A 23581-nucleotide genomic window follows, 5' to 3' on the forward strand; every position below is an offset into this window, starting at 1 on the left:
TGAAAGGAATGGGAAGAAGATGAAATACAGAAAACTGGGCAATACAGGACTTAAAGTCAGTGAAATCGGCCTGGGCAGCTGGCTTACTTATGGCACGGCGGCGGAACAGAAGGCGGCAGAATGCCTGTGTTGCCAAAGCTTTTGAATGCGGTATCAATTTCTTTGATACAGCTAATGCCTATAACTGCGGTGAAGGTGAAAAAGCAGTCGGCGCCGCCCTGCGCTCCTATACACGGTCGGATTATGTGCTTAGCACCAAGGTGTTTTTCCCGATGGGCGATGGTGTGAATGACCGCAGGTGGCTGATTTCGCACCTGCAAGATAAGCACCTGCGGGAGGAGAATATGTCATATTGTGTTCTTATACGGCATAGCCCGCCCTGCAATTCAATTTGCACCAAATACCTGCACTTAAAAGCACCGTCCGGAAATGGGACGGTGCTTTACTGTAGCAAGCCTATAGCGGATAATATTCCTCTTACAATTTGCCTGCCGGCGCGAGGTGTCTGCTGGCATGGGCTGTCTGTACTTTATTGATCAGCTGCTTATAATCCTCTTGCTGCGCAGCCGAAGCCTGCGGCCGATATTGCTCAAACAATCGCACACAGCGGATCACACAGGTCTCGCTGCCCAGTTCCGCCGAAGCCTCCAGGCTTAGGAATAAGTAGCGGAATCCTTGCTCCTGTTCTCCGGCACGCAGGTAATATCCCGCCAGTTCATAGAGCAATTCCGCGTATTTATCCCGCAGGTCCGCTCCCGGCTTGCCATGCCCCGGGGCAGACCACTCCTGCTCTACCTGCGGCAGGAACCGCCCGATCAGCTCATCCACATTCCAGTGAAACCGGTTGGCTGCCTGAACGGCCTTCAGCATTCCGGGGAGCAGGCCGGTGCCGCCCGTGCCGATATACTCCACATAGTTATGAAGCACTTCCAAATCTCCGCACATTAAACGGAACAGATAAGTATTAACTATTGCCTGACTGCTGAAATACTCTTTAATTTGCCGGACTTCCTCTGAATCTTCCACAATCCAGTCCATTTCTGAATATAAAGTTACATAATGCAAAGCACGCTCATATTCGCCCCGCCCGTCACATACCACGGACTGCAACCAGTAGGCGTATAAAATATAGAAGCATAACGGCTTCGGAGGTTCCTTCAGCTCTTTCTGCTTTCTGACTTTGTGATGCTTAATCTCATATTGAATCGCTGTCTTACGGTACAGCTCTTCGGCCAGCAGCCATACCTTATCCCAGTACTGCAATGACAGATAGACATCGGCCAGCTGCTGCAAAGCGCCTAATTGATCGCTCTCATCCAGCCGCTCCACGAAATATTCGAACCGCGTGGCTGCACGGAAATCCGCCTCCCGGTCCTGGCCGACCCTAATGGTGAACAGCCGGTACTGGCATAAGGCCAGACGCTCCGAATGCTGGTATTTCTCACTATCGGCAACGCCCTCATAGAGCAGAGCCGCCGCCTGATAGTTGCCTTGCCCGTAGAATTGCTCCGCTGTATCAAACAGCACAGGGGCATATGTAATATTGTCCATTATAATAAGGACGACCTGCCGGATACACTCCAGTTTGTTCAGCTCCGCGCAGCGGTGGAGGAATGGGCCCAGACGCCGCCAGTCGGGAGTGGAATGAATGACACATTCATCTATATAGAGTTCGTAAAACGCCCCTTCAGCCAGCCCCATCCCGGAGGTAATCCGGTCCAGCTGCTGCATGGCAATGGGACGGTTGCCGTTAATAATACTGCTCAGTGTTCCGGAGTTAACGCCGGATACCCCTGCGAATTGATTAATCGTCATTCCTTCATTTCTTAGGAAAGCGGCCAGTTCCGCTTGAATTGTAGTCTTATGGTGCAAACCAATACCGCCCCTCAAAAAACCATATATTCGAATATTAATCCAGATATTCCTATATAATAAGTCCCCCAATTATACAGGTCAATCCGGTTTGAACGGTTCAAAATAGGTTGACAAAGACGGAATAAATGTTATATATCCCCATTTTATCTACGAAATCAGCTTCGACTCTTCTGCCTGCGCGGCCGCTTTGCGGATGAAGCCCTGCAGCGGCTTTTGCAGCGTAAGACCCAGCAGCAGCGCAAGCACGCCGAACAAGACCAGCAGCAGCGCATCACGGATCGCTACCTCCGGCAGCAGACCGCCTACAGCTTCACGCAGCAGGCTGATCGCATAGGTAAAGGGCATAAACGGATTCAGTACCTGAAAGAAGTGTCCGGTGGTACTAATAGGAAAGGTGCCGCCGGAGCTGGAGAACTGCAGCACCATAAATACGATGGCAATCCCTTTGCCGATACTGCCGAACACCGAGACCAGCGTGAAGACAATCGTCACGAATACCACGCTGATCAGTACGGCAAACAGGACAAACCATACCGGATCAGCAACATAACAGCCTAGCAGGAAGATATTGCCCAGCACTGCCACCAGCGCCTGAAGAATACCGACTGTAAGAAAGGTCAGCAGGCGTCCGGAATAGAGCTGATACCCAAGGTAGCGGATTCCGCCGGTATCCACTGCCGTGCGCAGCAGCGAGATCAGCAGGGTACCGCCTACCCATAGGGACAGCACGACATAAAAAGGCGTCATCGCCGATCCATAGTTGGGAATCGGATATAACGTCTGCTGCTTCAGTACAACCGGATTCGCCAGGAAATCACTCTGGCTCTGGATATCGCCGCCCAGCAGCTGGGCAATCTCCTCCAGATCAACCTCCTCCTTGATATCGCGGAGTGTTGCTGCCGCTTTGCGGACCGATGCCATCAGCGCAGGCAAGTCGCTGCGCACCAGCTCCGCCGCACGTTCCACTCCCTGGTCTGCCCGCGGCAATCCGGCAGTAATGAAATCCGCTGCCTTGCGGAACCTCACCTCCGCCGCAGGCAGTCCGGTTCTGGCAAATTCGGCCGCTTCGTGAATCTGCGCCCCGGCCCCCGGCAGTCCTTCCTTAATACGCGGAAGTACGTTAGTGACCAGATTGCTGAATGCCGCCATCTTTTCTGTCATGCCCCCCGCTGCGTTATGCACCTCTTCGCGGATGGCCGGCAAATCCTGCCGCAGGGCTGCCAGGCCGGATTGTCCATACTGGATGGCGGTCCCCGCCTCCTCCAGTATGGTGTCCAGCGCGGCCAGCCGCTGCGGAATATGCTGCAGCGCTGCCGCAGCATTCCCCGCATCCGCAGTCAGCTGCTGCAGCACCTGCTCCGCTGCGGGCAGAATTCCCGCGTTGTACCGCGGGATGACCCCCTCCAGGGCAGCTCCCGCCTGCCCTGCCGCTAGGCTGAGCTGGTCCAGCTCAGCCTCCGTGGGCTGCGCGCCTGCCTGCGCAGCCTGTGCCAGTGCCGCCGCCTGCGCAGCTGCGGCGGCATAGGGCTTCCGCGCCGCTTCGACGGCGCGGAGATCACTTGCGCCCGCGGTCCCGGGCGCAAGTGTGTTCAGGGCGCCCAGCAGCTGCGCTGTGTGGGCGAGCCCTTCGCTTGCCGCGGCCAGCCGGGCCGAGGCAAGCTGCAGCTGCCGCGCAGCAGAGCGCTGCGCGGGCTCCTGCTGCACCGCACTCTGGTGCAGCGCCTCGCTTGGCTGCGCAGCATCTTGCCGCAGCGCTTCATTTGGCTGCGCGGCATCTTGCCGCAGCTGCGCGGTCAACTGCACGGCCGCTTCCCCGGCCTGCTGCAGCAGATACAAGTTCTGCTGCAGGGCCCCGGGGACAGCCGCAAAGGCTGTGCCGTTCCCGGCCAGGAACTGCTGCAGCGCAAGCCCGAAGCTGCTGCCGGCAGCGTTGATCCGGTCAGCCTGCGGCAGAACCTTGGCCGCAGTGTCCACTGCGGCTGCGGCCTCTTCCAACCGGGCCTCTGCCCGGTCCAGCACACCATCCACCTTGCTGAAGTTCGAATCCAGCTCGGATACCAGCAGGGTAGCACGCTCAATCCGGGGCAGCTTCTCCTGCAGCTCCTCCAGATGTCCTGCGGCAGCCGTAATCTCCGGCCAATATTCGTCGATCTGCTCCACGGCTTTTCCCGCTTGCTCTACCTCGGGGAGCCTGGAGGCCAGTCCGGCAATCCGCTCCGCAGAAGAGGAGATCTCCGGCCAATCCTGCTGCAACTTCAGTACCAGCCTGCCGGCTTGCTCAATCTCCGGCAGCTCCGCCTCCAGCTTGAACAGCCCGGCCTCCACTCTGCGGATAGCGGGCAGCTCGGACTGGAATTCCTCATCTACCCCGCGCAGGGCGGTCAGAACCGTACTGCTGATCGTTTCCGTGAAGTGCTCGGTGATCTGCGTGGTGATCGTGGAAGCACCCTTGGCTGTAATTTTTGGAGCAATCGCATTAATTTTTTCATTAACGGTATATTCAATCTCCGGCTTCTCCAGCTTACCTTCAAGAATTCCGGTCATCCGCTCAGAGAAGTCCGCCGGAATCACAATGCTCGCATAGTAATCCCCCCGCCGCACCCCGTCCACCGCAGCCTCCGCATCTGTAAACCTCCAGCCGAGTGACTTATTGCTCCGCAGGCTTTCCAGTACCTCCGCACCGATATTGAAGCTTGTACCCTGCACGGCCGCACCTTCATCCAGACTGGCTACGGCGATTTTGATCCCGGAGGTGTTGCTGTACGGGTCCCATACGGCCGCCACATTCACCCAGTCATAGACTGAGGGCAGCACAACAAGCGCTGCAATCAGCAGCATGGCCACAGGTATCCTGAACAGCCTCAGCCAATCCCTCTTGTATATTTGCCAGATCTCCTTCAATCCCAGTCACCTCTCAGCCGATAGTTGGATAACTTAATATGCCCCGGATTAAGGCTTTATACGACGATAACTGGCAACGCGATGATGCTGGAGGTAAGCAACCCAATAATTGGATCGGCTCCTGCAGGGAGATCTGAAAATATATTTGCAACATTTTTTGAAAATCAACGTTATTAGGGTATGAACACGTTTGAGAACTATACCGAAGGGTAATTAGGTATATAGACTTACACCGTGTCATATTATGCCAAGGGGGAAATTCCACAATGTTAAAAAACAAAAATGTCTATCTGTTTCCTGTATTGGTCCTGTTGTTCCTCTCCCTCGTGACTACGGCCAGCACGACCATGAAGACCGCAGAAGCCCAGAGTAGCAATCATATCCAGCACTTGACGGTTTACATACACGCACTCGACACCAATAAGGGTCAAACCACCCTTACCGGAGACGAAATCACATGGTACGAAGGCGCAGCGGCCGATGCTATCTTCGCTGAACGTGAGCCTGAAGCCGCAGCCGAAATCGGCGGTGTACCCGACGGTTACTATATCGTGAATGACAGCGATTCGCTGACTTCCTACCCGGTAGCCCCTAATGCTAAAGTAACTATGCAGATCTACGACCACACTGGTAATATTGAGGAACTGGACATTAACTGGAACGAGGCGCTCAGCCTGCAGCAGTTCACTCAGGAATTTGCCAAAACTGATGTTTTCGATCTAAGCCAATCTCCTTACCACATCACCATCCAGAACGGACAGATCGTCTCCATCGTGCAGCAGTACACACCTTAAGTAAGACATATGGGTTCAATAAGCTTTATTGTCTATCACACGCAAGCCGCAGTCTGTTGCCCTAAGCAGCAGCTGCGGTTTTTTTGTGTGCTTTTTAGCCGGCTAGATCAATCAGCGGCCCTAACGATTCTGCGGAAGGGCTGAACAGAAAGCCTGACCTCCAAAAAGCTTCCGCCCCACGGATTCACGAATCGGCTCCGAAGAGTTGAATCGGCAGGGAAGCGGACTGAGATCCCTTATTCAGCTGATTTTCGCTGTTTTCACCTCCACGCGGACTGGAGATCGCTTATTTTCTCTGGAAACAGAGATTTGGACGATGATTTAGAGCATAACGGAACTGGAGTCCGCTTCAGGCTGAAAATAGCTAGTTTCAAGAAAATAACGGCTCTGGAGTCCGCATAGGGTTTTGGATGCCCATATTCCAATGATTGATGACAACGCAGTAGCAAACATCAGGGGTTGGGGATTCGGGGGTACTTTTCTCTTGTCCCACTCCCCCTTGAAAATCTAACCTTTTCACACATATTCGAACCTATCACTATTTACCGACAAGTCCTTTAAATATAAGCTTATTCATAGGATACCAGCCTTGCTTTAACATTATAGAATCCATAGGAATGGTGATAAAAAGTGACAATTACACCCCAAACGCAGTCTGCGGCCCAGACTCAGGGCAAACCCATGTATCAGGAGTACCGCATGCATCAGGTTTCCATCGCCGATCCGTATATCGTCAACGCCTTTGCCAAAGAAGTAGCGTACCTCACCAGCTTGGAACCTGACCGTCTGCTGGCCGGCTTCCGTGAGAACCGGGGACTCCCGAAGAAGAGCGAGAAGTATCCGGGCTGGGAGAATACCGAAATCCGCGGGCATACGCTGGGCCATTATCTCTCTGCCTTGTCCCAGGCTTATGCCACCTCCCAGGATGATGCGCTTGCGCTCAGACTGGAATACTTGCTCAGTGAGCTTGCGTTGTGCCAGCATGAGAGCGGTTACCTGTCAGCGTTCGATGAGCAGTTGTTCGATAATATCGAGAATAAACAGCCTGCCTGGGTGCCTTGGTACACAATGCACAAGATTATCGCCGGACTCACCGCCGCCTACTCTGCCACCGGCAGCGCAACAGCGTATAGCGTAGTGAACAAGCTGGGGGATTGGGTGTACAACCGTACGGCTTCCTGGTCTGACGAAATACAGCAGCGCGTATTATCCGTCGAATATGGCGGGATGAACGACTGCCTTTATGAGCTGTACAAAGTCAGCGGCAACTTTAACCACTTAAGCGCCGCTCATAGCTTTGATGAGCTGACTTTGTTCACTCCGGTCCATGAAGGCAAAGATATCCTCAAAGGCAAACATGCCAATACAACCATTCCGAAGTTCCTCGGGGCGCTGAACCGTTACCGGACCCTTGGGGAGAGTGAGGTCTTTTATCTGGAGGCCACCGGGCAGTTCTGGGATATGGTTGTGCATCATCACAGCTACATTACCGGCGGCAACAGCGAGTGGGAGCATTTCGGCGATCCGGATATGCTGGACCGGGAACGCTCCAATTTCACAGCGGAGACCTGCAACACCTATAATATGCTGAAGCTGACACGAGAGCTGTTCAAAATCACCGGAGACTCCAAATACGCTGAGTTTTACGAGAATACCTACCTGAATGCGATCGTGTCCTCACAGCATCCGCATACCGGGATGACGATGTATTTTCAGCCTATGGCAACGGGTTACTTCAAAGTATACTGCTCACCGTTTGAGCATTTCTGGTGCTGCACCGGAACCGGCATGGAGAGCTTCACCAAGCTGAATGACAGCCTGTATTTCTATGATGCCGCAAGCATTGTGGTCAATCAGTACCTAAGCTCCACCCTCCACTCCAGTGAACACGGGCTGAAGCTGACACAATCGGCCAATTTGCCTTATAGCGATGCTGTACAATTCACAATAAATACCCTGCAGCCTCAGGCCAGCCCCCTTGCGCTCAAGCTGCGCCTGCCGTACTGGCTGGCCGGGGAAGCGGAGCTCCTATTGAACGGGGAACCGGTCAATGTTGTATTCAATGAGAGCGGAACATATGCTGTAGTGGGCAGAGTATGGGAAGACGGCGATACTCTGCAGCTCCGGCTGCCGATGAAGCTTGCTTACTTCAATCTCCCGGATGCCCGGCATGTTGCAGCCTTCAAATACGGGCCGGCAGTGCTCAGCGCCGCACTGGGCCGGAGTGATCTGGCTGTGTCTGCCACAGGTGTGGATGTCAGTGTGCCGACCCGCAATATGCTGGTGAAGGATTTCATCACCACGGTGAACGAGAGTCCGGAGATGTGGCTGGAGAAGTTGGCAGACCGCTGTGTCCGCCTGGAGCAGAATGAACTGGCGTTTGCGCTTCAGGGAACGGATGAAGACAACCGGCTGGTATTTACGCCCCATTATAAGCAGCATAATGAGCGTTACGGCATCTATTGGCGGCTGGTGGAAGCCGATTCGGCGGAGCTGCAGCAGCATATTCTGCAGGGCAAAATCCTGCAGCGTGTGCAGGATGCCACCCTTGACAGTCTGCCTGTCGGCAATGACCAATACGAGCTGGAGCACGGAATTCAAGGGGAGAATACCTCTGTGGCTACATGGGACGGATACAATATCCGCAAGGCGGAGAATGCCGGCTGGTTCAGCTACAGGCTGAAGGTGGCACCACAGAGTGACAACTACCTCTCGGTTACCTATTTCTCCGGCAGCAACGGCAAGGAGCTCGCTATTTATGCGGACGGTGAACTGATCAGCCGCGAAATTCTGCACACCGATCAGGCGCGCAGCTTCTACAACCGGAGTTATCTTATCCCGGCTGAAGTCATCAGCGGCAAGACCGAAGTGGAGGTCAAATTCGTCATTCCGGGGCAGGAAAATGGTATATTCGATCTGCTGCGCATGATGACCGGCTACAGCCGTAGCGCAGGGCTGCGCCAGCTTGCTTTTAGCGAAGGCACGCTCTCGGCTCCCTTCAGCAGCGGCGTAACCGCTTATACCCTAACCGTTCCGCAAGCGGCCGGCAGTGTACAGCTGAATGTCACACCAGAGCATAAGAATGCCCTGGTCTATGCGGGCGGAATCCTGATCGAGGACTCGCTCCCGCGCCAGGTTAAGCTGACTGAGGAACGCACGACGCTGAACCTCACGGTTAAGGCAGAGGATCATACGACGGAGCAGGAATATGTGATTACAATCGTGAAAGAATAAGTACGCTATATAAGCTGCACTTTAGACAACACACCTGCAGGTTACCGGTCAGTCACAGCGAGGCTGGCGGAATACGTCAATGCCCTGTACTTAATTCGTGACCTGCAGAAGAATAGAGACCTCTTCGGAGGGACTGTAGACATAAATGTTGTACGTTGTGCAACTTGGATTGATGGATAGCCGGGTATCCGGGAGGATTGTTGTAGGAAATACAACAATAATCCTCCTAAACCACCGGGAAAAGCTGAAATCCTGCATTTGATACAACAATTTTTGATTTCGGCCGATAAGACGAGGGAAATGTTGTATTATGTGCAGGATTTTATAAAAGTCGGTGCAAGTCAGCTGATCTCTGCCACAGAAAGCGGATGAATCAAGGGCTTCCTGCAACAACAGGCGAACCCGTACCCTCACACATACCCATACTCATACTCATACTCATACTCATACTCATACCCATACCCATACACATACCCATACTCATACTCATACCCATACTCATACTCATACTCATACTCATACTCATACTCATACTCATACTCATACTCATACTCATACTCATACTCATACCCCTACCCATCCCCATACTCGTACTCATACCCCTACCCATCCCCATACTCCTACCCATACTCGTACCCATACTCGTACCCATACCCAGGGAGGTACTTCTACTCTTTCACACAAACTTCTTGACGCTACGCCGGAGGTTCAAATATTCACAAGGTGAAGGTTAGTTTTATGTTAAAATTTCATGTTCAAGTTTTATGTTAAAGTTTTATGTTAAAGTTTTTTCAGGTTTCATGTTAAAGTTTTATGTTCAGCTTATCTAGCAACGCTCGTATTACGATTCATAACCACAACAAAGAATCCAGCCGCTAACGCGGCTGGATTTCGTTATACATATAATACCACTGCATTTCGCCGATCTTGTAATAAGGCTGGAAGCTGCGGGTCAGGTGGCTGTATCCTGCCACATGGCCTTTGTCCGTCTCAAAGGTATACGGCTGCCCTTCAGCCGGGTGTATCCAGCCGGACGGGTCGGCGGTGTCGCCGATGAACCGGGTCATCTTATCGGCTACCAGCACCAGCGGGCCGTAGCTCAAGGCGGCAATGCCGGGATTCGCAGCATCTACGGCTCTGAAATAGAGCGGGAACGGGAAATCGATCTCCACGATGTCACCATCGCTCCATTCCCTGTGGACTGAAGCCCACTCACCGGGCACAACCGCCGTCTCCACCTCTTCCCCGTTGATCTTCAAGCAGTTCAGTCCTGTGGCCCAGGCCGGAACGCGCAGCTTCAGCCCGAACTCTGCACTTCCCTCCAGACTGATCCGCAGCTTGACCGGACCCTCTACTTCCGGATACTGCGAATAGTTTTCCACCGTAATATCCATGCCGTCTTTGGCCCACTTCACCCGGGAAGGCAGATACTGCGTTACATACAAGCTATCCTCGCTGTGATAATAGAGCATATTGCTATACTCCGCGACATCCTGCGGGAAGGTGCCAGTGCAGCACTGCCACTCGAAATTATGCCCGCCCTCTTGCAGTCTCCGGTCCTCTACCGTCTTCACTGCACCATCCAGAAAGTAGTTGGCATAATACATCACTCTTCCGTCCGGCTTCACCGGGAGCTGCGCGCCCGTTCCGTTATACAACAGCTTCTCCACCCATTCGCCGTACTTGGCTTCCCCGGTATACTGCAGCAGGTAGCTGCTGAATTTGAACACCGCCCAGGCACAGCAGGAGACCTCGCAGCTGCCCCAGGTGTCATTGCGGGTGACTTCCGTCCCGGCGAAATTGGTATAGGTCAGGCTCGACAACGTAGAGTCCCAGGTGGATTTCAGTGAATCCCCCAGGTAGCCCTCCTTCTCCGTGAACAGGCATTCCGCAGGCCCATAGCCGCCGGTGGCAAAGATATGATGGGCCGTAAGCTCATCGTAAGCAACCTTCATCGCTGACAGATAACGTTCATCCCCGGTCACTTCATAGGCGCGCGCCGCGCTGGATAGACTATTCACCTGGCTGTAGGCATGACGCGGGCCGATCGCGAAATCACTGTTGTTCAGCTTATCCCACAAATAATCGTAGTCCCATACCTTGGCGAAGTCCTTGTACTTCTCTTCTCCGGTCAGCTGATACGCACGGTACAGATTCTCCGGCAGCGTGTACCATTCGATCATATGACTGGACCACAGCCCGTGGTCCTGCAGCCCGTCCCTGGCAATATCCTGCTTGAAGCGGGCCATTGCCGCCTCCGTCAGCTTCAGCACATAAGGGAGAATCCGCTCATAGCCCAGATATTCATACAGATCGAGGAAGCCGCCGAGCAGCTTCTCATAGACATAAGTATCATTGTCGAATAATTCAGCGGACTGCTCGGCGCAGGCGATCCACTCATCTGCGAGCAGCTCTGCTTTTTCCTGCAGCCTGAAATCCCCGGTCACCCGGTACAGCTTCGCATACGCCCCCAGCTTCTGGCCGAAGGTGCTTGCCCCCGCCCCGTACCAGCCGGCTAAACCGTCAGCCTCCGAGGGCACACCCGCCTTGACCCGGAAAATATGCAGCAGATCCTCATCCGGAATGCCCAGATACATCTCGATGGTCTCATCCTGCTGCTGTTTCCAGTGGCCGGGCTTAAGCGCGACATGGCTGTAGCCGAAGGCCTGCATGGCAGGGGTTATTTTTACCGTACCCGGCTGGTACAGCATGCCTGAGTTTACTGCCGCATTATTATTCGTATCTGTGTTCATCACTCATCCTCCTCTTTAACCTTTGACCGAGCCGATCATGACCCCTTTATCGAAGTACTTCTGGATGAACGGGTACACAATCAGAATCGGCAGGGTAGATACGATGATGACTCCATACTTCACCTGATCCGCATACTGCTGGGCATAACCTCCGGCAGAACCGCCCGCTCCCGCCCCTTGCGAGAATACCTGGTTGGATAGCAGAATATCTCTCAGCACTATCTGCAGCGGCTGCAGGTTATTGCTGCGGATATAGATCAGTCCGGTGAAGAAGTCATTCCAGTGGGCGACCAGATAATACAGTCCGATAACGGACACCACCGCTTTGGAGAGCGGCAGGGCGACCTTCAGGAAGAATTTGAAATGCGTACACCCGTCCATCGAAGCCGCCTCAAACAGCTCCCGCGGGATCGAATTCTCGAAGAACGAGCGGGCAATAATCAGATTATAGACATTCACGCAGAACGGGATAATGAACACCCACATCGTATTCGTCATGTGCATATCCTTCATCAGCAGGTAGGTTGGAATCAGTCCGCCGTTGAAGAACAGTGTGATTACGAACGTCAGCATCAGAAACCGCCGGGCCCGGAACTCCTGTCTGGACAGCACATACGCCGCAGGCAGGGTGAATAGCAGGTTCACGGCCGTCCCGAGCACCGTATAGAGCAGCGTATTGCTATACCCTGTCCAGATCCGCGAATCCTTGAAGATTTCACTATAGCCGAAGAAGCTTATATTCTTGGGGAAAATCGTCACCTGACCTGTCGACACCAGCGTGGAGTCACTGACAGAGGCGATAATGACGAAATACAGCGGGTACACAATGCTCAAAAAGATGAGCAGGCAGACCAGATATACGACAGCATCGAAGAGGATGTCGGTTTTATTTTTACCTTTACTGTTAGTGATTAGCTGCATGCTGCTCCACTCCTTCCGTAAGCTCTGCTACCACAGGCTGATATCCGAGGACTTGCGGGCAATCATATTCATCGCGTACAGGAACACAAAGTTGATCACGGTATTAAACAACCCGATGGCGGCGGAATAGCTGAACTGGTTGCTGATAATCCCGATTTTGTAGACATAGGTTGCGATGACCTCGGACACCGGAAGGTTCAGGGCATTCTGCATCAGGAATACCTTCTCGAAGCCTGTACTGAGCACATTCCCCATACTAAGCACGAACAGAATGATAATGGTCGGAATCAGCGCCGGGATATCGACATGCTTGATCGTCTGCCAGCGGCTGGCCCCGTCGATTTTGGAGGAGTCATAGAGCTGCGGGTCCACAGTAGACAGTGCGGCCAGATAGATGATGCTGTTCCACCCGCAATGCTGCCAGATCTCCGAGAGCACATAGACCGGAACGAACGTCCCCGTCGAGCCTAGCAGATTGACATCACCCAATCCGACCGAGCTGAGGATATGTCCGATTACCCCCGAATTCGGGGAGAGCAGTACGTTCAGCAGACCCACCATAACGACGATGGAGATAAAATGCGGCAGATACACGGTCGTCTGAAGTGTTTTTTTGGCGCGCTTCCAGCGCACCTGGTTGATCAGCAGCGCCAGAATGATGGGCGCGGGGAAGCTTAGAATTACAGTGGCGAGACTGATCGCTACCGTGTTTTTCATCAGATCGGCAAACATATAGCTGTCAAAAAACTGCCGGAAATAGAACAGTCCTCTCCACGCGCCCCCGGTGAGCCCTTTGCTGAAATCATAATCGCGGAACGCCAGCTGAATGCCGTACATCGGGATATAGTTGAAGATAAAAATCACGACAATGGCCGGAAAAATCATAATCCACAGCTGATGATCCCGCTTGAAGGTATTCAGTACGGTGGGCTTCTTATGCGCCCTTGGCTGAGCCGGATGCTCATACAGATTCTTCGATATCATCAGAACCACCCCTTCCATCAAGGAGCCGGAACAAGCAGTCTCAGCCAGATTGTCCGCTGACGCTTCTTCCGGTCCCGGATTCTCTTATAGCACTTACGGTGCTTATCTGCGCTTACTGATTCTTTTTGTAATCGTCATAATATTTCTGGATGATCTCAATATTCTTGTCCACACCGGTCTTCCCGATATTCTTCACATAGTCATCCCACTCGGCATCAATGCCGCCCTTGGTAATCCATTGCGACCATTTCGACAGGGCGAGTGACATCATACCGGTGTTATTCAAGCTCATCGTGTTGTTATCCGCCGCGCTGTACTTGATGAACATGCTCGGCAGCACATCCGTATCCTTATTGATCCCGTCCAGCGCTGCTTTGAGCGGCTCGGTCTGGCTGCCGACAGACTGCATATCCGTACCCAGCGTCAGCTTAAGGGAATCGGCAATATACATAGCTCCGTTATCCGCCCAGGAGGAGGTCCATTTCCAGGTACCAGGGTCCATCGCGGCATCCGCAGGAGGCAGAATACTGTAGCTGCCGTCTCCGTTGTCACCGATATTCGTTCCGAGGGAGCCGAATAGCACCTGCATACTTACAGTAGGATCATACAATTCATTGATGAACTTCATGGCCGCTTCCTTGTGTTTGGATTGGGCGGACATCTGTACTGCATTCACCCCATAGTTCAGGGAGTTGTAATCATAGCTCCAGGAAATCTTGCTGGTTGAATCAGCCGATACTTTGAGCGGGGACATCGAGGCATACTGCGGAGCCAGCGTATTACCGACTCTGTCCGTGACCTCCCAGCCCCAGGTGAAGCCGACGGCTGCTGTCTCACCGTTGCCGCGGGCAACGGACTGGTATTTGGTATAGTCCTGGGTGAACACTTCAGGATTGATCAGTCCGGCGCTGAAGCATTTGTTCAGGAACGCGACCAGTGTTTTGTAGCGCTCATCCGTGAAGAAGTTCTTCACCTTGCCGTCTTCGACGAAATAACCCAGTCCGCTGTTATCCGTCAGCGTGATCCCTTCGCTGCCCATCAGCACGGTCGGCATAAAGGCTCCGAACGCCACAGTTCCTGTAGGGGCAAAATCCATCGGAATTTCGTCATTCTTATCGCCGTTTCCGTTGGCATCCTCATCCTTGAATGCTTTTAGCACATCGAACAGCTCATCCCAGTTCGTAGGCATCTGCAGGCCGAGATTGTCGAGCCACTTCTGGTTAATGAACTGGCGTGTTGTGGTTTCCGGCCAGAATCTCTGGTATTTGGGCAGGCCGTAGATTTTGCCGTCCAGCTGTGTGGCAATCACCTTGGTCTCCGGTTTGGCATCGAACATCGCCTGCACGTTAGGGCCGTAATCCTTGATCAGTCCGGTCATATCCTCGAAGAGGCCCGGGAACTGCGAGAAGTCGGCATCCGTAATGGAATTCACGCCTACAATCAGGTCAGGAATATCGCCGCTGGCAAGCAGTGTGCCCTTCTTCTGATCCCAGTCCGCCGTTACCTCCTGCCACTCAATTTCAACGCCGGCGCGTTCCTCGGCCTCCTGCAGCCATTGCATTTTGGAGAATTCCTGGGTCAGCGGATGTTTGGTCATAATTGCTGTAAGCTTCACCTTCTTGCCCGTATCTCCGCCACCGGCAGCATCTGTATTTGTATTTGTATTTGTATTGTTGCCGCCGGAGCATCCCGATAACGCCGCCGCACCGAGCATAAGCGCGAGCATACCCGTTAGTAACTTCTTCATTTTGTATCCTCCCTTTTTCTGTCCGCCTCTATGGTCAAGCAAGATATATTTCAACATTTGTTAAAATTAACCGAAACCGCTTCTGTTTTTCCGGATTTTTCCTCACACATTTCTGATCCAATTTGTTTCCGGCTTTTTGCCCGCAAAAAAATGTATACGCTTACATAAGACTCTAAAAAAATATGCCCTCGCCATTTGTAGCGCAAATGCCATATTTCACAAGCTTTTTGCCTCATCTCCTTTGTTTGAATATGGGTTAAGTTTGTCTGTTTGTCTTATCTACAGCTTACCCTTATTTCAAATTCGGATAAATAGTTTAATGTTCGAATATGTGTAAAAAGGTTAGTCATTACCTAAACTTTTTATTTGGGAAGCGCTTTACTTCATGCCGGGATTAAGGAATAATAAAGGTTAGAAGAAGTGTACTAAAGTCAGAAAAAAGGGGACATGCAAATGACTGCCTTCGAGCTGATTGTGGATAAGCCAGTGAATCTGGAGATTACCGGAAAGTTTGTCGCCCCCTCTGCAGAATGGGTCCATCTGAGCAGGATTTTGCAGGATTATGAGCTTATCGTTATGACCGAAGGGGTGCTCTACCTGGCCGGTGACAACCAGCAATTCGTGGTCTCCAAAGGAGAGTATCTGCTCCTCCCCCCGCTCACCAAGCAATACGGGTACAAGTCCTCTGAATGCAGTTTCTACTGGCTGCACTTTCATTCCACCAGCGGGATTCAGGTTACCGATCTCTCCCCGCGCACCTATGACAAGGAAGATAACCGGATTCTATTGCCCCAGTACGGAACCCTCCGGAGCCTGGAGAAAATCATCGTAATGATGAAGCAGCTGCAGGATTCGGTGCGGGGCTACAATCAGACTACACTCAACAACTACATGGCTACTGTGATTCTATGCGAGCTGTACAACCAGACCTGCAATGCCGATGCTGACCCGCTCAAAAAGACGAAGCAGGAGCAGCTCTATAACGATATTGTGGACTACATCAAGTGGAGCCGCAGTGAACACATCAAGGTATCGCAAATCGCCGCCTACTTCGGCTACAATGAGAAATATCTCTCCCATCTGTTCACCGTGATCTCCGGGATCTCCCTGAAGCAATATATTCTGCAGCAGAAGATGGAGCTGGCGAAATTCCTGCTGGCCGACACCAACCAGAATGTCAGTGAAGTCTCGCTGCAGCTCGGCTATAAGGATTGCCATAATTTCATGAAATCGTTCAAAAAGATCGTTGGCCTCACCCCCACCGACTTCCGCAACGCTTATGCCAAACGTCTGCTGTTCTACGAATGAATTAAGAAAGCTCATCATACCAATTCCTCCGCGGCTTCCCAGGGGCTACTCATTCCCCCGAGAACAGGCTGTGGAGATTTTTTTGTGCATGATGAACTTTTAGAACCTCTGCGGACTCTTATCTATGAAAGAGGTGAGAACATGAATGTAAGCCGTCTTGTGAGACAAGCCCAGCGGGGTAACAAAGAAGCCTTATTACAATTAATTTTAGCTGAACAGGACGCTTATTACCGGCTTGCCTACAGCTATATGGGCAATGAGCACGATGCCATGGATGTCATGGAAGATATGATTGTTACACTTTACGAGAAGCTGGAGCAGTTGAACAAAAGGGAGGCCTTCTACAGCTGGAGCAAAACGATACTCGTGAACCGCTGCAAGACCGTCCTCCGCAAGCAGGAGCGTTATCTTCCTCTGGACGGTGAAGACGACCTGGAGCCTTCACTTGCCGCATGGACTGCAGATAACCCCTACCGCTATACGGAGTCTGAGCTGGACATGTCGGCGCTGCTTGCTCACCTGAACCCGCGGCAGCGGGAAGCGATTGAACTCCGCTATGTTCATGATCTTCCCTATCAGACAATTGCCGAGATGACCGATTCACCGGTGGGTACAATCAAGTCAAGAATCTCGCAGGGCATACAGAAACTAAAAGCCATGATCGGAGGTGACCGTTATGAGAACGATCGAGGAGAGATTACCGGAGCATCAGCAGACCATGACCCCATCAGAACTTGAGGGCAGACTTCGAACAGCGCTTGAGCGTGTTCCTGTGAAGACAAGAACCCGGAGTAGAGTGAGAACCTGGGTTGCCTCAGCAGCTGCAGCCTTTATTCTGACGGTGGGCATCTATCAATATCCTGCATTTGCTTATTACGGCGGGAAGCTGTTTAGTAAAAGCGAACTGGATACCATGGCCTTCACTGAATTGGCGGATCACGGATACGGTCAAAGCGTCCATAAAAGCAAAACGTTAGATGACGGAACGGTTATTACCATTAACGGGGTAATTGCGGACGACAACGCCCTGACGATGTATTACAGCATTGATCCGGCTTCAGGCAGTGTATATACTGGCGACTTCCCTGCCGGCAACTATTCTCTCCGTTACGGAGTAGATAAACTGGAAGGGTTCCTGACGGATTCAGATCCCCTGGGGGGGAGCGGCGGCAGCAGCAAAGACGGTACCCGTTTCGAGGGAGTATACAAATTTGAGCCGGCCAGCCCCTTCTCCAGAACATTGACCGTTACATTCAGCGAGTGGCTGGAGAATGGAACAGTGGCACACTATCCTGTCTCCTTCAAATTTGAAGCGAACCAAGCCATGAAAAGCCTGCTCACAGCGGATATATCCCAAGCTGTTCCGGTTGATCAGGGAACTGTCCACTATGATTCTATTACAGCTTCTCCGACCTCAACCCTTGTGAAGGGGCATTATGAACTGGAAGATGGGGAGACTCCGAGATTCTCGGCTGTAACCAAGCTCTATGTGAATGGGATTGAAGTGAATTACTGGTCCATGCGTTCGGCACGTTCCGGCAAAACGGGACTCACGGATTTTGAAATCGAATACGATGTGCTCCCGACAGACAAGCTGCAAAGCGTTGAACTGGTACTCGATAATTTCACCGGATATGAGCAAATAGAACAGCCTGTCTCCCTGGCCGCACCCTCTGACCGCTCCATTCTGCTTGGCGAGGAGAAGCTCTGGATCCGCAGTGTTACCCGGACCGGTACCGGCTATGATATCGTGATCGCCGGGAAGCAGTTCACCTTCCTCGACACAGAGACTTTAGCTGTTCAAGCCGGAGGAACCACAGTTCCCGTTGCTTCTATATCCCAGTCCCGTCCGTGGGACTTGAAGAACGGCAACATCCTGTGGGAACGGACCTATTCGTTCAATACGGAGGATGCGCCGCAGTTCCTGCTGCTGGATGGATACCACTACATTAAGACTTATAACAAGACCATTACAGTTCCTATAGATGGCAAGAAACATTAGAAATACACTATTGTCTCCGAAGTGCCGCGCCGGGCAGCAGGAGTGGAGTGAGCTTCCTATGTTCGGTGTTCGGTGTTCGGTGTTCAATCCACAATTCGCGGCACAGAGCTTCACCTAGGCATAAATGTTGTACGTTTTACAACTTGGCCCCCTGTATATCCGGATGTTTGGGAGGAATGTTGTACGAAATACAAGAATTATCCGGCTAAACCGTCTGGCGGAGAAGAAATGTTGTATTTCATACAACATTCTTGGATTAGGGGCCAATATCCTGAGGAAATGTTGTATTTTGTGCATGATCTCGCATGAATTCAATAGACCACTCAGAGCACTCACACAAACGTCAGGTTATCAAGAATATCTTAAGAGTAGCTACTCTCACCGATAGTTGTATTCCGTACACTTAAAAGACGGCCCCTAAGCAAATTCGGCCTCTTAATTGTATTCTGTACAACTAAAAGTATAGAAAAGTGCTCCTATGCGGCACAAAGGTCAATATAGTTGCAGAGAATACAACTATAATACTTACCGCGCAATAACTGGTGACTTTAGTTGTACTAAATACAGTTATAACCCATCAACTAAAAGCAAGACGCAAAAAATCCCGCTCCCCTATCAGGGTTGCGGGATTTTTGTGTCTACATAAGCTGAACTTAAGTTCACTCTATATAGCAGAAACTTTCTGCATCCGCAGGCCCGTCATCTGCCATTGCGGCTCCGGGACGGGAACCGGTCCGTTACTTCCCGCCGTCCTTCACAGGCACGCCGAAATCCGGCGTGCCGTCTTCATTCCAATGCAGGCGCTGGGCCCGGGTGTGGCGGTTCGGATCGTACAGCGGGTCTCCGGTAATCTCTTTATAGTTGCGGGCATGGTAGATCAGCACATCCTCACCGTTCTCATCCACTGTGAAGCTGTTATGCCCCGGGCCGTATTGCCCATTCTCCTCACTGGTCTTGAAGACCGGCTCAGGATGTTTGGTCCAGGAGGCCGCGTCCAGCAGATCGCTGTCCTCATCCGCCGTGAGCAGGCCCATGCAGTAATTGTAGTCAGTGGCGCTCGCGGAGAAGCTCATGAAGATCTTGCCGTTGCGCTTCAGCACTGCTGCGCCTTCATTCACCCGGAAGCCAATAATCTCCCACGGATACTCCGGCGTGGCGATCATGGTCTGCGGACCTGTTAACGTCCAGCCGTTCGCCATGGCCGAGATATACAGGTTGGAATTCCCCTCGATATCGGGGTCTTTTTGCGCCCATACATAGTACCGCACTCCCTTGTGCTCGAACGAAGTGGCATCCAGGGCGAAGGATTCCCAGGCAGTCTTCATCTGGCCTTTCTCTACCCATTCCCCTTCCAGCGGGTTCGCCGAAGCATTCTCCAGCACGAACATGCGGTGGTCGAACAGCCCTTCCTTCGTTTCGGTGGTCCGGGCGGCAGCGAAATAAATATACCATTTGCCGTCAATGTAATGAATTTCGGGAGCCCAGATATTGGCACTGAGCGGACCACTCTCATATTTGCGCCAGGCTACGACTGGTACCGCTTCTCTCAGCCCTTCAATTGTTGCAGCTCTGCGTACTTCAATCCGGTCATACTCCGGTACGGAAGCCGTGAAATAGTAATAGCCGTCTGTATGTTTGTACACCCAAGGGTCCGCCCTCTGCTCTACAAGCGGATTACTGTACTCTCTATTTGTGCTCATCATGGTTTCTCCTTTAATCTGATCTTTTTATCTAAGAATTCATCTAAGAACATTACAGGCAAGCCTTACCCTTTCACCGCTCCTGCGGTCATCCCGTCGATGAAATACTTTTGGAAGGCCAGGAATAAGGCCAGAATGGGAAGAATGGAGAAAAAAGAGCCGACAATAAGTAAATCATAATTGTTGCCATATGGAGTCAGGAGTGTCTTGAGTCCGATAGGCAGGGTATATTTGTGCTCACTGCTAAGCACCATGAACGGCCAGAGGAAGTTGTTCCAGCTGTTCATACCGTTCAGGATCGCCATTGCGGCGAATGAAGGCTTCATAATAGGCAGAATCAGGCGCAAATAAATCCCGTATTCACTGGCCCCGTCCACTCTGCCGGCAGCAATGATTTCCTTCGGAATTCCGCTTAAATATTGTCTGAAGAAGAAGATCGTCGCTGCACCGGCTATCCCCGGCAGAATAATTGCAGAGTAGCTGTTCATCAGCCCCATATTATTGGTCAAGGTATACAGAGGCAGCAGCAGAATCTCAAATGGAACCATCATGATAAGAAGCACACATATAAAAAGGAAGTTCTTCCCTCTGAATTCATATGCCGAGAAACCATAAGCCACTGTGGCACTTACCAGCAAGGTCAACGTTACCTGCACCAGCGTAAGCACCACCGAATTAAAGAACCATGTAAAGTAGGCATGATCGCCTGTAAACAGGTACACGAAGTTATCGAAATTCATTACCGAAAGGTCGAACTTCAGATTCAGCCCATATCGGATCAAATCTTCACCAGGCTTAAAGGAGGCAATCGTTACTGCATAGAACGGTATCAGGATCAGGATGCATACCACCGTAAAGAAGGCAAAGAGGACGATTTTGATTGCAGTTTCTTTTTTCATCTTAATCCTCCTTCTTAAACATGCCGCTAAAGGCCAGTTGTGTCAGGTTGATCACCATAGTAATCAAGAGCAGCACAATACCCACCGCAGCCGCATATCCAAGATTGTTCTTTTCAATTCCCTGGCGGTACAGATACCCGACAATGGTAAGGCCTATATTCTTCGGGGAATTATTGCCGTTCCATAACATCATGCTCTCAATGAACATAGCCAGACCGGCGTAAATACTGATCGTCAGTACATATATGGTGGTAGGCTTCAACAAAGGCATGGTGATTCTTGTGAATTTCTGAAAAGCTGACGCTCCGTCAATCGATGCCGCTTCATAATAATCATCCGGAATATTCTTGAGGCCGGATAGAAAATACAGCATATTGACCCCCATCCATCTCCAGCTGGCCAAGGCGACCAGGGCGATAAATCCCGTGACCTGCCCCTTCAGAAATTTAACCGGCTCTACACCGAATACGCCCAGAAGGCTGTTGATCAGCGAGCCCTCCATTTCACCGAACATTAATCTGAAGATCGTACCGGCTACAACCACTGAGGTAAGTGCCGGAAAGAAGAAGGAGGATTTGAAGAATTCCCGTCCCCACATAAATTTATTGTTGATCAGGACCGCGAACAGCATTGGAAAAGGAATGAGAATAAGCAGGGTCAGGATCATATATACGCCGCTGTTGCGGACGGCCTTGAAGAAGATCGTGTCGCTCATCAGCTTAGTATAATTATCGATTCCTACCCACTGCGCCTCCTGGCCTAGTGTTACCTTTTGAAAACTCATACCGAACGAGCTAAGCAGGGGATATACCCAAAAAATGAGGAACACCAGCACAAAGGGCAGCACGAACACGTAAGGAGCGACCTTTTGCGAGTACAGAAAGTTTTTAAACATTGCTCTACTCCTTTCATGGTGGAACTTGGATAGTGCTTTAGTTCAAGTGGAAACGGCTTTGCTGTCCTCATAAGGACGGTATCGTTTCAGCGAGAAATAGAAGGATAAATTAAGGTGTGAAACATATAAATTCTTATATTTTTAAATAGAGCTACTCTGCCCGCAGAGTAGCTCTCCCAGTTTAACTATCCGGTTATTTCAACTCTTGTTCAATTTGTGCCTGTGCATCATCGAGCGCCTTCTGTACATCCTTGCCGTCCTCGAAGATTTCATTTAGGGTAACTGTGCAAAGAACATTATTGATGGTCGGTGAAGCCGATGTGGATTTGATCAGCTGGATTTCGTCTTTAATTTCATTTAATACATCGAACGGGTTGTTGACAAAATACTTCACAAACTGATTCTCAGGATTATGAGTCACGTCTTTCATATCCCATACGCTCATGTTGATCGGGTCAAAGCCGAGAGTGTTCCAGATTTCGATATTGGCATCCAGGGAAAGCTTCGCATAAGCAATGAAGTCTTTAGCCAGCTGCACATCTTTGGCTGTTTTGGTTACGACAGTACCGGTTCCGCCGCCGCCATACGATCTTGGCATTCCTTTCTCAAACACCGGAAGCGGAGCAATGGCAATCTTGCCCTGCAAGTCCGCCATGTAGTTCGTGTATCTCGACATTTGCCATAGCGGCATGAAGGCTGCTGCATAGTTACCGGAGTTGTATTCACCATAAGCTTCTTCTGTATCCGGCTGCCCTCCGGCGATGGTGGAGATTACATTGTTGTCCTGCAGATCCTTGAGCATAGTAAGGGCTTTCACCAGCTCCGGTGAATTTACCTTTGGATTGCCGGCTTCATCGGTGAGGTCAGAGCCTTGCTGTGCCAGAAGGAGCGACTCTTGCCAGATAGCGCTTGTGTCAGCGGTACCCATGTATTTGCCGGTTTTTTCGTACACTTGCATGCCGGCTTTCTTGAAATCATCCCAGGTTACGATCGTCTTGTAATCGACTCCTGCCTGTTCGAGAATTTCTGTGTTATAAAAGGCAACGGTTGCCCCTACGTGAGTAGACAGGCCGTAGATATTACCTTCTTTGCTGTACAAATCCAGCTGGGATTGCACAACTGTACCCTTGAAAGGCTCAGCTACATCATTAAGCGGTTCCAGCTGTGGTGTTCCGGCCAGGAAGTCAGGAAATTTACCCAATTCAATATCGGCAATATCCGGTGCGCCTACGCCCGTCTGCACGGCAATCGATAACTTGTTGTGCATATCGTCATAAGGCATTACTGTAACATTCAGCTTGATCTGACGATCAGGATTGGCCGCATTCCATTTCTCTAGCATTTTCTCAAAATGCTGGCCGTGTAATTCAACGAATGTCCAGTAGGAGAGTTCAGTCGCACTCTCGCCGGCACCGGCATTAAGTACCGAACTTTCTCCGCCCTCTTCCTTCGATGACCCTCCACAGCCCGCCAGGAATACTACCATAGCCACTACCATTAATGCGAGAAACCCCTTCTTCTTCATCCTTAAACCTCCCTTATTTGTGTACAAAATATCAGTTATATAA

Annotated in this window: 16 protein-coding genes and 1 pseudogene; 7 read left to right on the forward strand and 10 right to left on the reverse strand. The window is 51.4% G+C overall.

Annotated features, from left to right (window positions below):
- Positions 1-19: 19 nt before the first annotated feature.
- A pseudogene (locus tag NYE33_RS31505) lies at positions 20-341 on the forward strand (aldo/keto reductase); the annotation flags it as partial.
- 136 nt (positions 342-477) lie between these two features.
- Here NYE33_RS31505 and NYE33_RS31510 read toward each other — a convergent pair.
- Positions 478-1872 (reverse strand): helix-turn-helix domain-containing protein, encoded by a 1395-nt coding sequence (locus NYE33_RS31510; RefSeq protein ID WP_179093412.1) that lies wholly within the window; start codon positions 1870-1872, stop codon positions 478-480.
- A gap of 150 nt (positions 1873-2022) precedes the next feature.
- Positions 2023-4776, reverse strand: a complete 2754-nt coding sequence (locus NYE33_RS31515) for a YhgE/Pip domain-containing protein (protein ID WP_341069257.1) — start codon at positions 4774-4776, stop codon at positions 2023-2025.
- A gap of 266 nt (positions 4777-5042) precedes the next feature.
- On the opposite strand from NYE33_RS31515, the gene NYE33_RS31520 reads away from it, so the two are divergent.
- The 3 genes from NYE33_RS31520 (at position 5043) to NYE33_RS31530 (ending at position 9538) form a co-directional block, all read left to right on the forward strand.
- Positions 5043-5570 carry a hypothetical protein gene (locus NYE33_RS31520; protein ID WP_336103669.1) on the forward strand — a complete coding sequence of 176 codons (528 nt, stop codon included), beginning with the start codon at positions 5043-5045 and terminating at the stop codon, positions 5568-5570.
- Between the two features lie 630 nt (positions 5571-6200).
- Positions 6201-8804, forward strand: a complete 2604-nt coding sequence (locus NYE33_RS31525) for a beta-L-arabinofuranosidase domain-containing protein (protein WP_341069259.1) — start codon at positions 6201-6203, stop codon at positions 8802-8804.
- Positions 8805-9172: 368 nt separating this feature from the next.
- Entirely contained in the window at positions 9173-9538 is a 366-nt protein-coding gene (locus tag NYE33_RS31530) for a hypothetical protein (protein WP_341069262.1), read from the forward strand.
- A gap of 141 nt (positions 9539-9679) precedes the next feature.
- Here the strand turns inward: NYE33_RS31530 and NYE33_RS31535 are convergent, their stop codons facing one another.
- The 4 genes from NYE33_RS31535 to NYE33_RS31550 form a co-directional block, all read right to left on the reverse strand.
- Complete coding sequence (locus tag NYE33_RS31535) at positions 9680-11557, reverse strand: beta-L-arabinofuranosidase domain-containing protein (RefSeq protein WP_341069265.1); 1878 nt, start codon at positions 11555-11557, stop codon at positions 9680-9682.
- 15 nt (positions 11558-11572) lie between these two features.
- Complete coding sequence (locus NYE33_RS31540; protein WP_042134844.1) at positions 11573-12478, reverse strand: carbohydrate ABC transporter permease; 906 nt, start codon at positions 12476-12478, stop codon at positions 11573-11575.
- A gap of 27 nt (positions 12479-12505) precedes the next feature.
- Positions 12506-13462: an ABC transporter permease gene (locus tag NYE33_RS31545; RefSeq protein ID WP_042134843.1), complete on the reverse strand. Its 957-nt coding sequence runs from the start codon at positions 13460-13462 to the stop codon at positions 12506-12508.
- A 112-nt stretch (positions 13463-13574) separates the two neighbouring features.
- The gene (locus NYE33_RS31550) at positions 13575-15209 is read right to left on the reverse strand and encodes an extracellular solute-binding protein (RefSeq protein ID WP_076242545.1); all 1635 of its coding nucleotides are present in this window, start codon (positions 15207-15209) and stop codon (positions 13575-13577) included.
- Between the two features lie 453 nt (positions 15210-15662).
- On the opposite strand from NYE33_RS31550, the gene NYE33_RS31555 reads away from it, so the two are divergent.
- From NYE33_RS31555 to NYE33_RS31565, 3 genes are all read left to right on the forward strand, one after another.
- A complete protein-coding gene (locus NYE33_RS31555; RefSeq protein WP_076242544.1) occupies positions 15663-16517 on the forward strand; it encodes an AraC family transcriptional regulator in 855 nt (284 codons plus the stop codon).
- A 141-nt stretch (positions 16518-16658) separates the two neighbouring features.
- On the forward strand, positions 16659-17255 hold the full coding sequence (locus tag NYE33_RS31560; protein ID WP_341069268.1) for a sigma-70 family RNA polymerase sigma factor: 597 nt from the start codon (positions 16659-16661) through the stop codon (positions 17253-17255).
- Positions 17194-18519 (forward strand): DUF4179 domain-containing protein, encoded by a 1326-nt coding sequence (locus tag NYE33_RS31565; protein ID WP_341069270.1) that lies wholly within the window; start codon positions 17194-17196, stop codon positions 18517-18519. The genes NYE33_RS31560 and NYE33_RS31565 overlap by 62 nt, the downstream gene beginning before the upstream one ends.
- A gap of 737 nt (positions 18520-19256) precedes the next feature.
- Here the strand turns inward: NYE33_RS31565 and NYE33_RS31570 are convergent.
- The 4 genes from NYE33_RS31570 to NYE33_RS31585 form a co-directional block, all read right to left on the reverse strand.
- The gene (locus tag NYE33_RS31570; protein WP_042134833.1) at positions 19257-20219 is read right to left on the reverse strand and encodes a glycoside hydrolase family 43 protein; all 963 of its coding nucleotides are present in this window, start codon (positions 20217-20219) and stop codon (positions 19257-19259) included.
- 65 nt (positions 20220-20284) lie between these two features.
- The gene (locus NYE33_RS31575; protein WP_042134832.1) at positions 20285-21118 is read right to left on the reverse strand and encodes a carbohydrate ABC transporter permease; all 834 of its coding nucleotides are present in this window, start codon (positions 21116-21118) and stop codon (positions 20285-20287) included.
- Position 21119: 1 nt separating this feature from the next.
- Positions 21120-22013 carry a carbohydrate ABC transporter permease gene (locus tag NYE33_RS31580; RefSeq protein WP_039310521.1) on the reverse strand — a complete coding sequence of 298 codons (894 nt, stop codon included), beginning with the start codon at positions 22011-22013 and terminating at the stop codon, positions 21120-21122.
- A gap of 193 nt (positions 22014-22206) precedes the next feature.
- Positions 22207-23538, reverse strand: coding sequence for an ABC transporter substrate-binding protein (locus NYE33_RS31585; protein ID WP_042134829.1), 1332 nt, complete (start codon positions 23536-23538; stop codon positions 22207-22209).
- Positions 23539-23581 lie beyond the last annotated feature (43 nt).

Origin of the sequence: Paenibacillus sp. FSL R10-2199 (genome assembly GCF_038000235.1) — a bacterium.
Lineage (GTDB): Bacteria > Bacillota > Bacilli > Paenibacillales > Paenibacillaceae > Paenibacillus_AQ > Paenibacillus_AQ phytohabitans.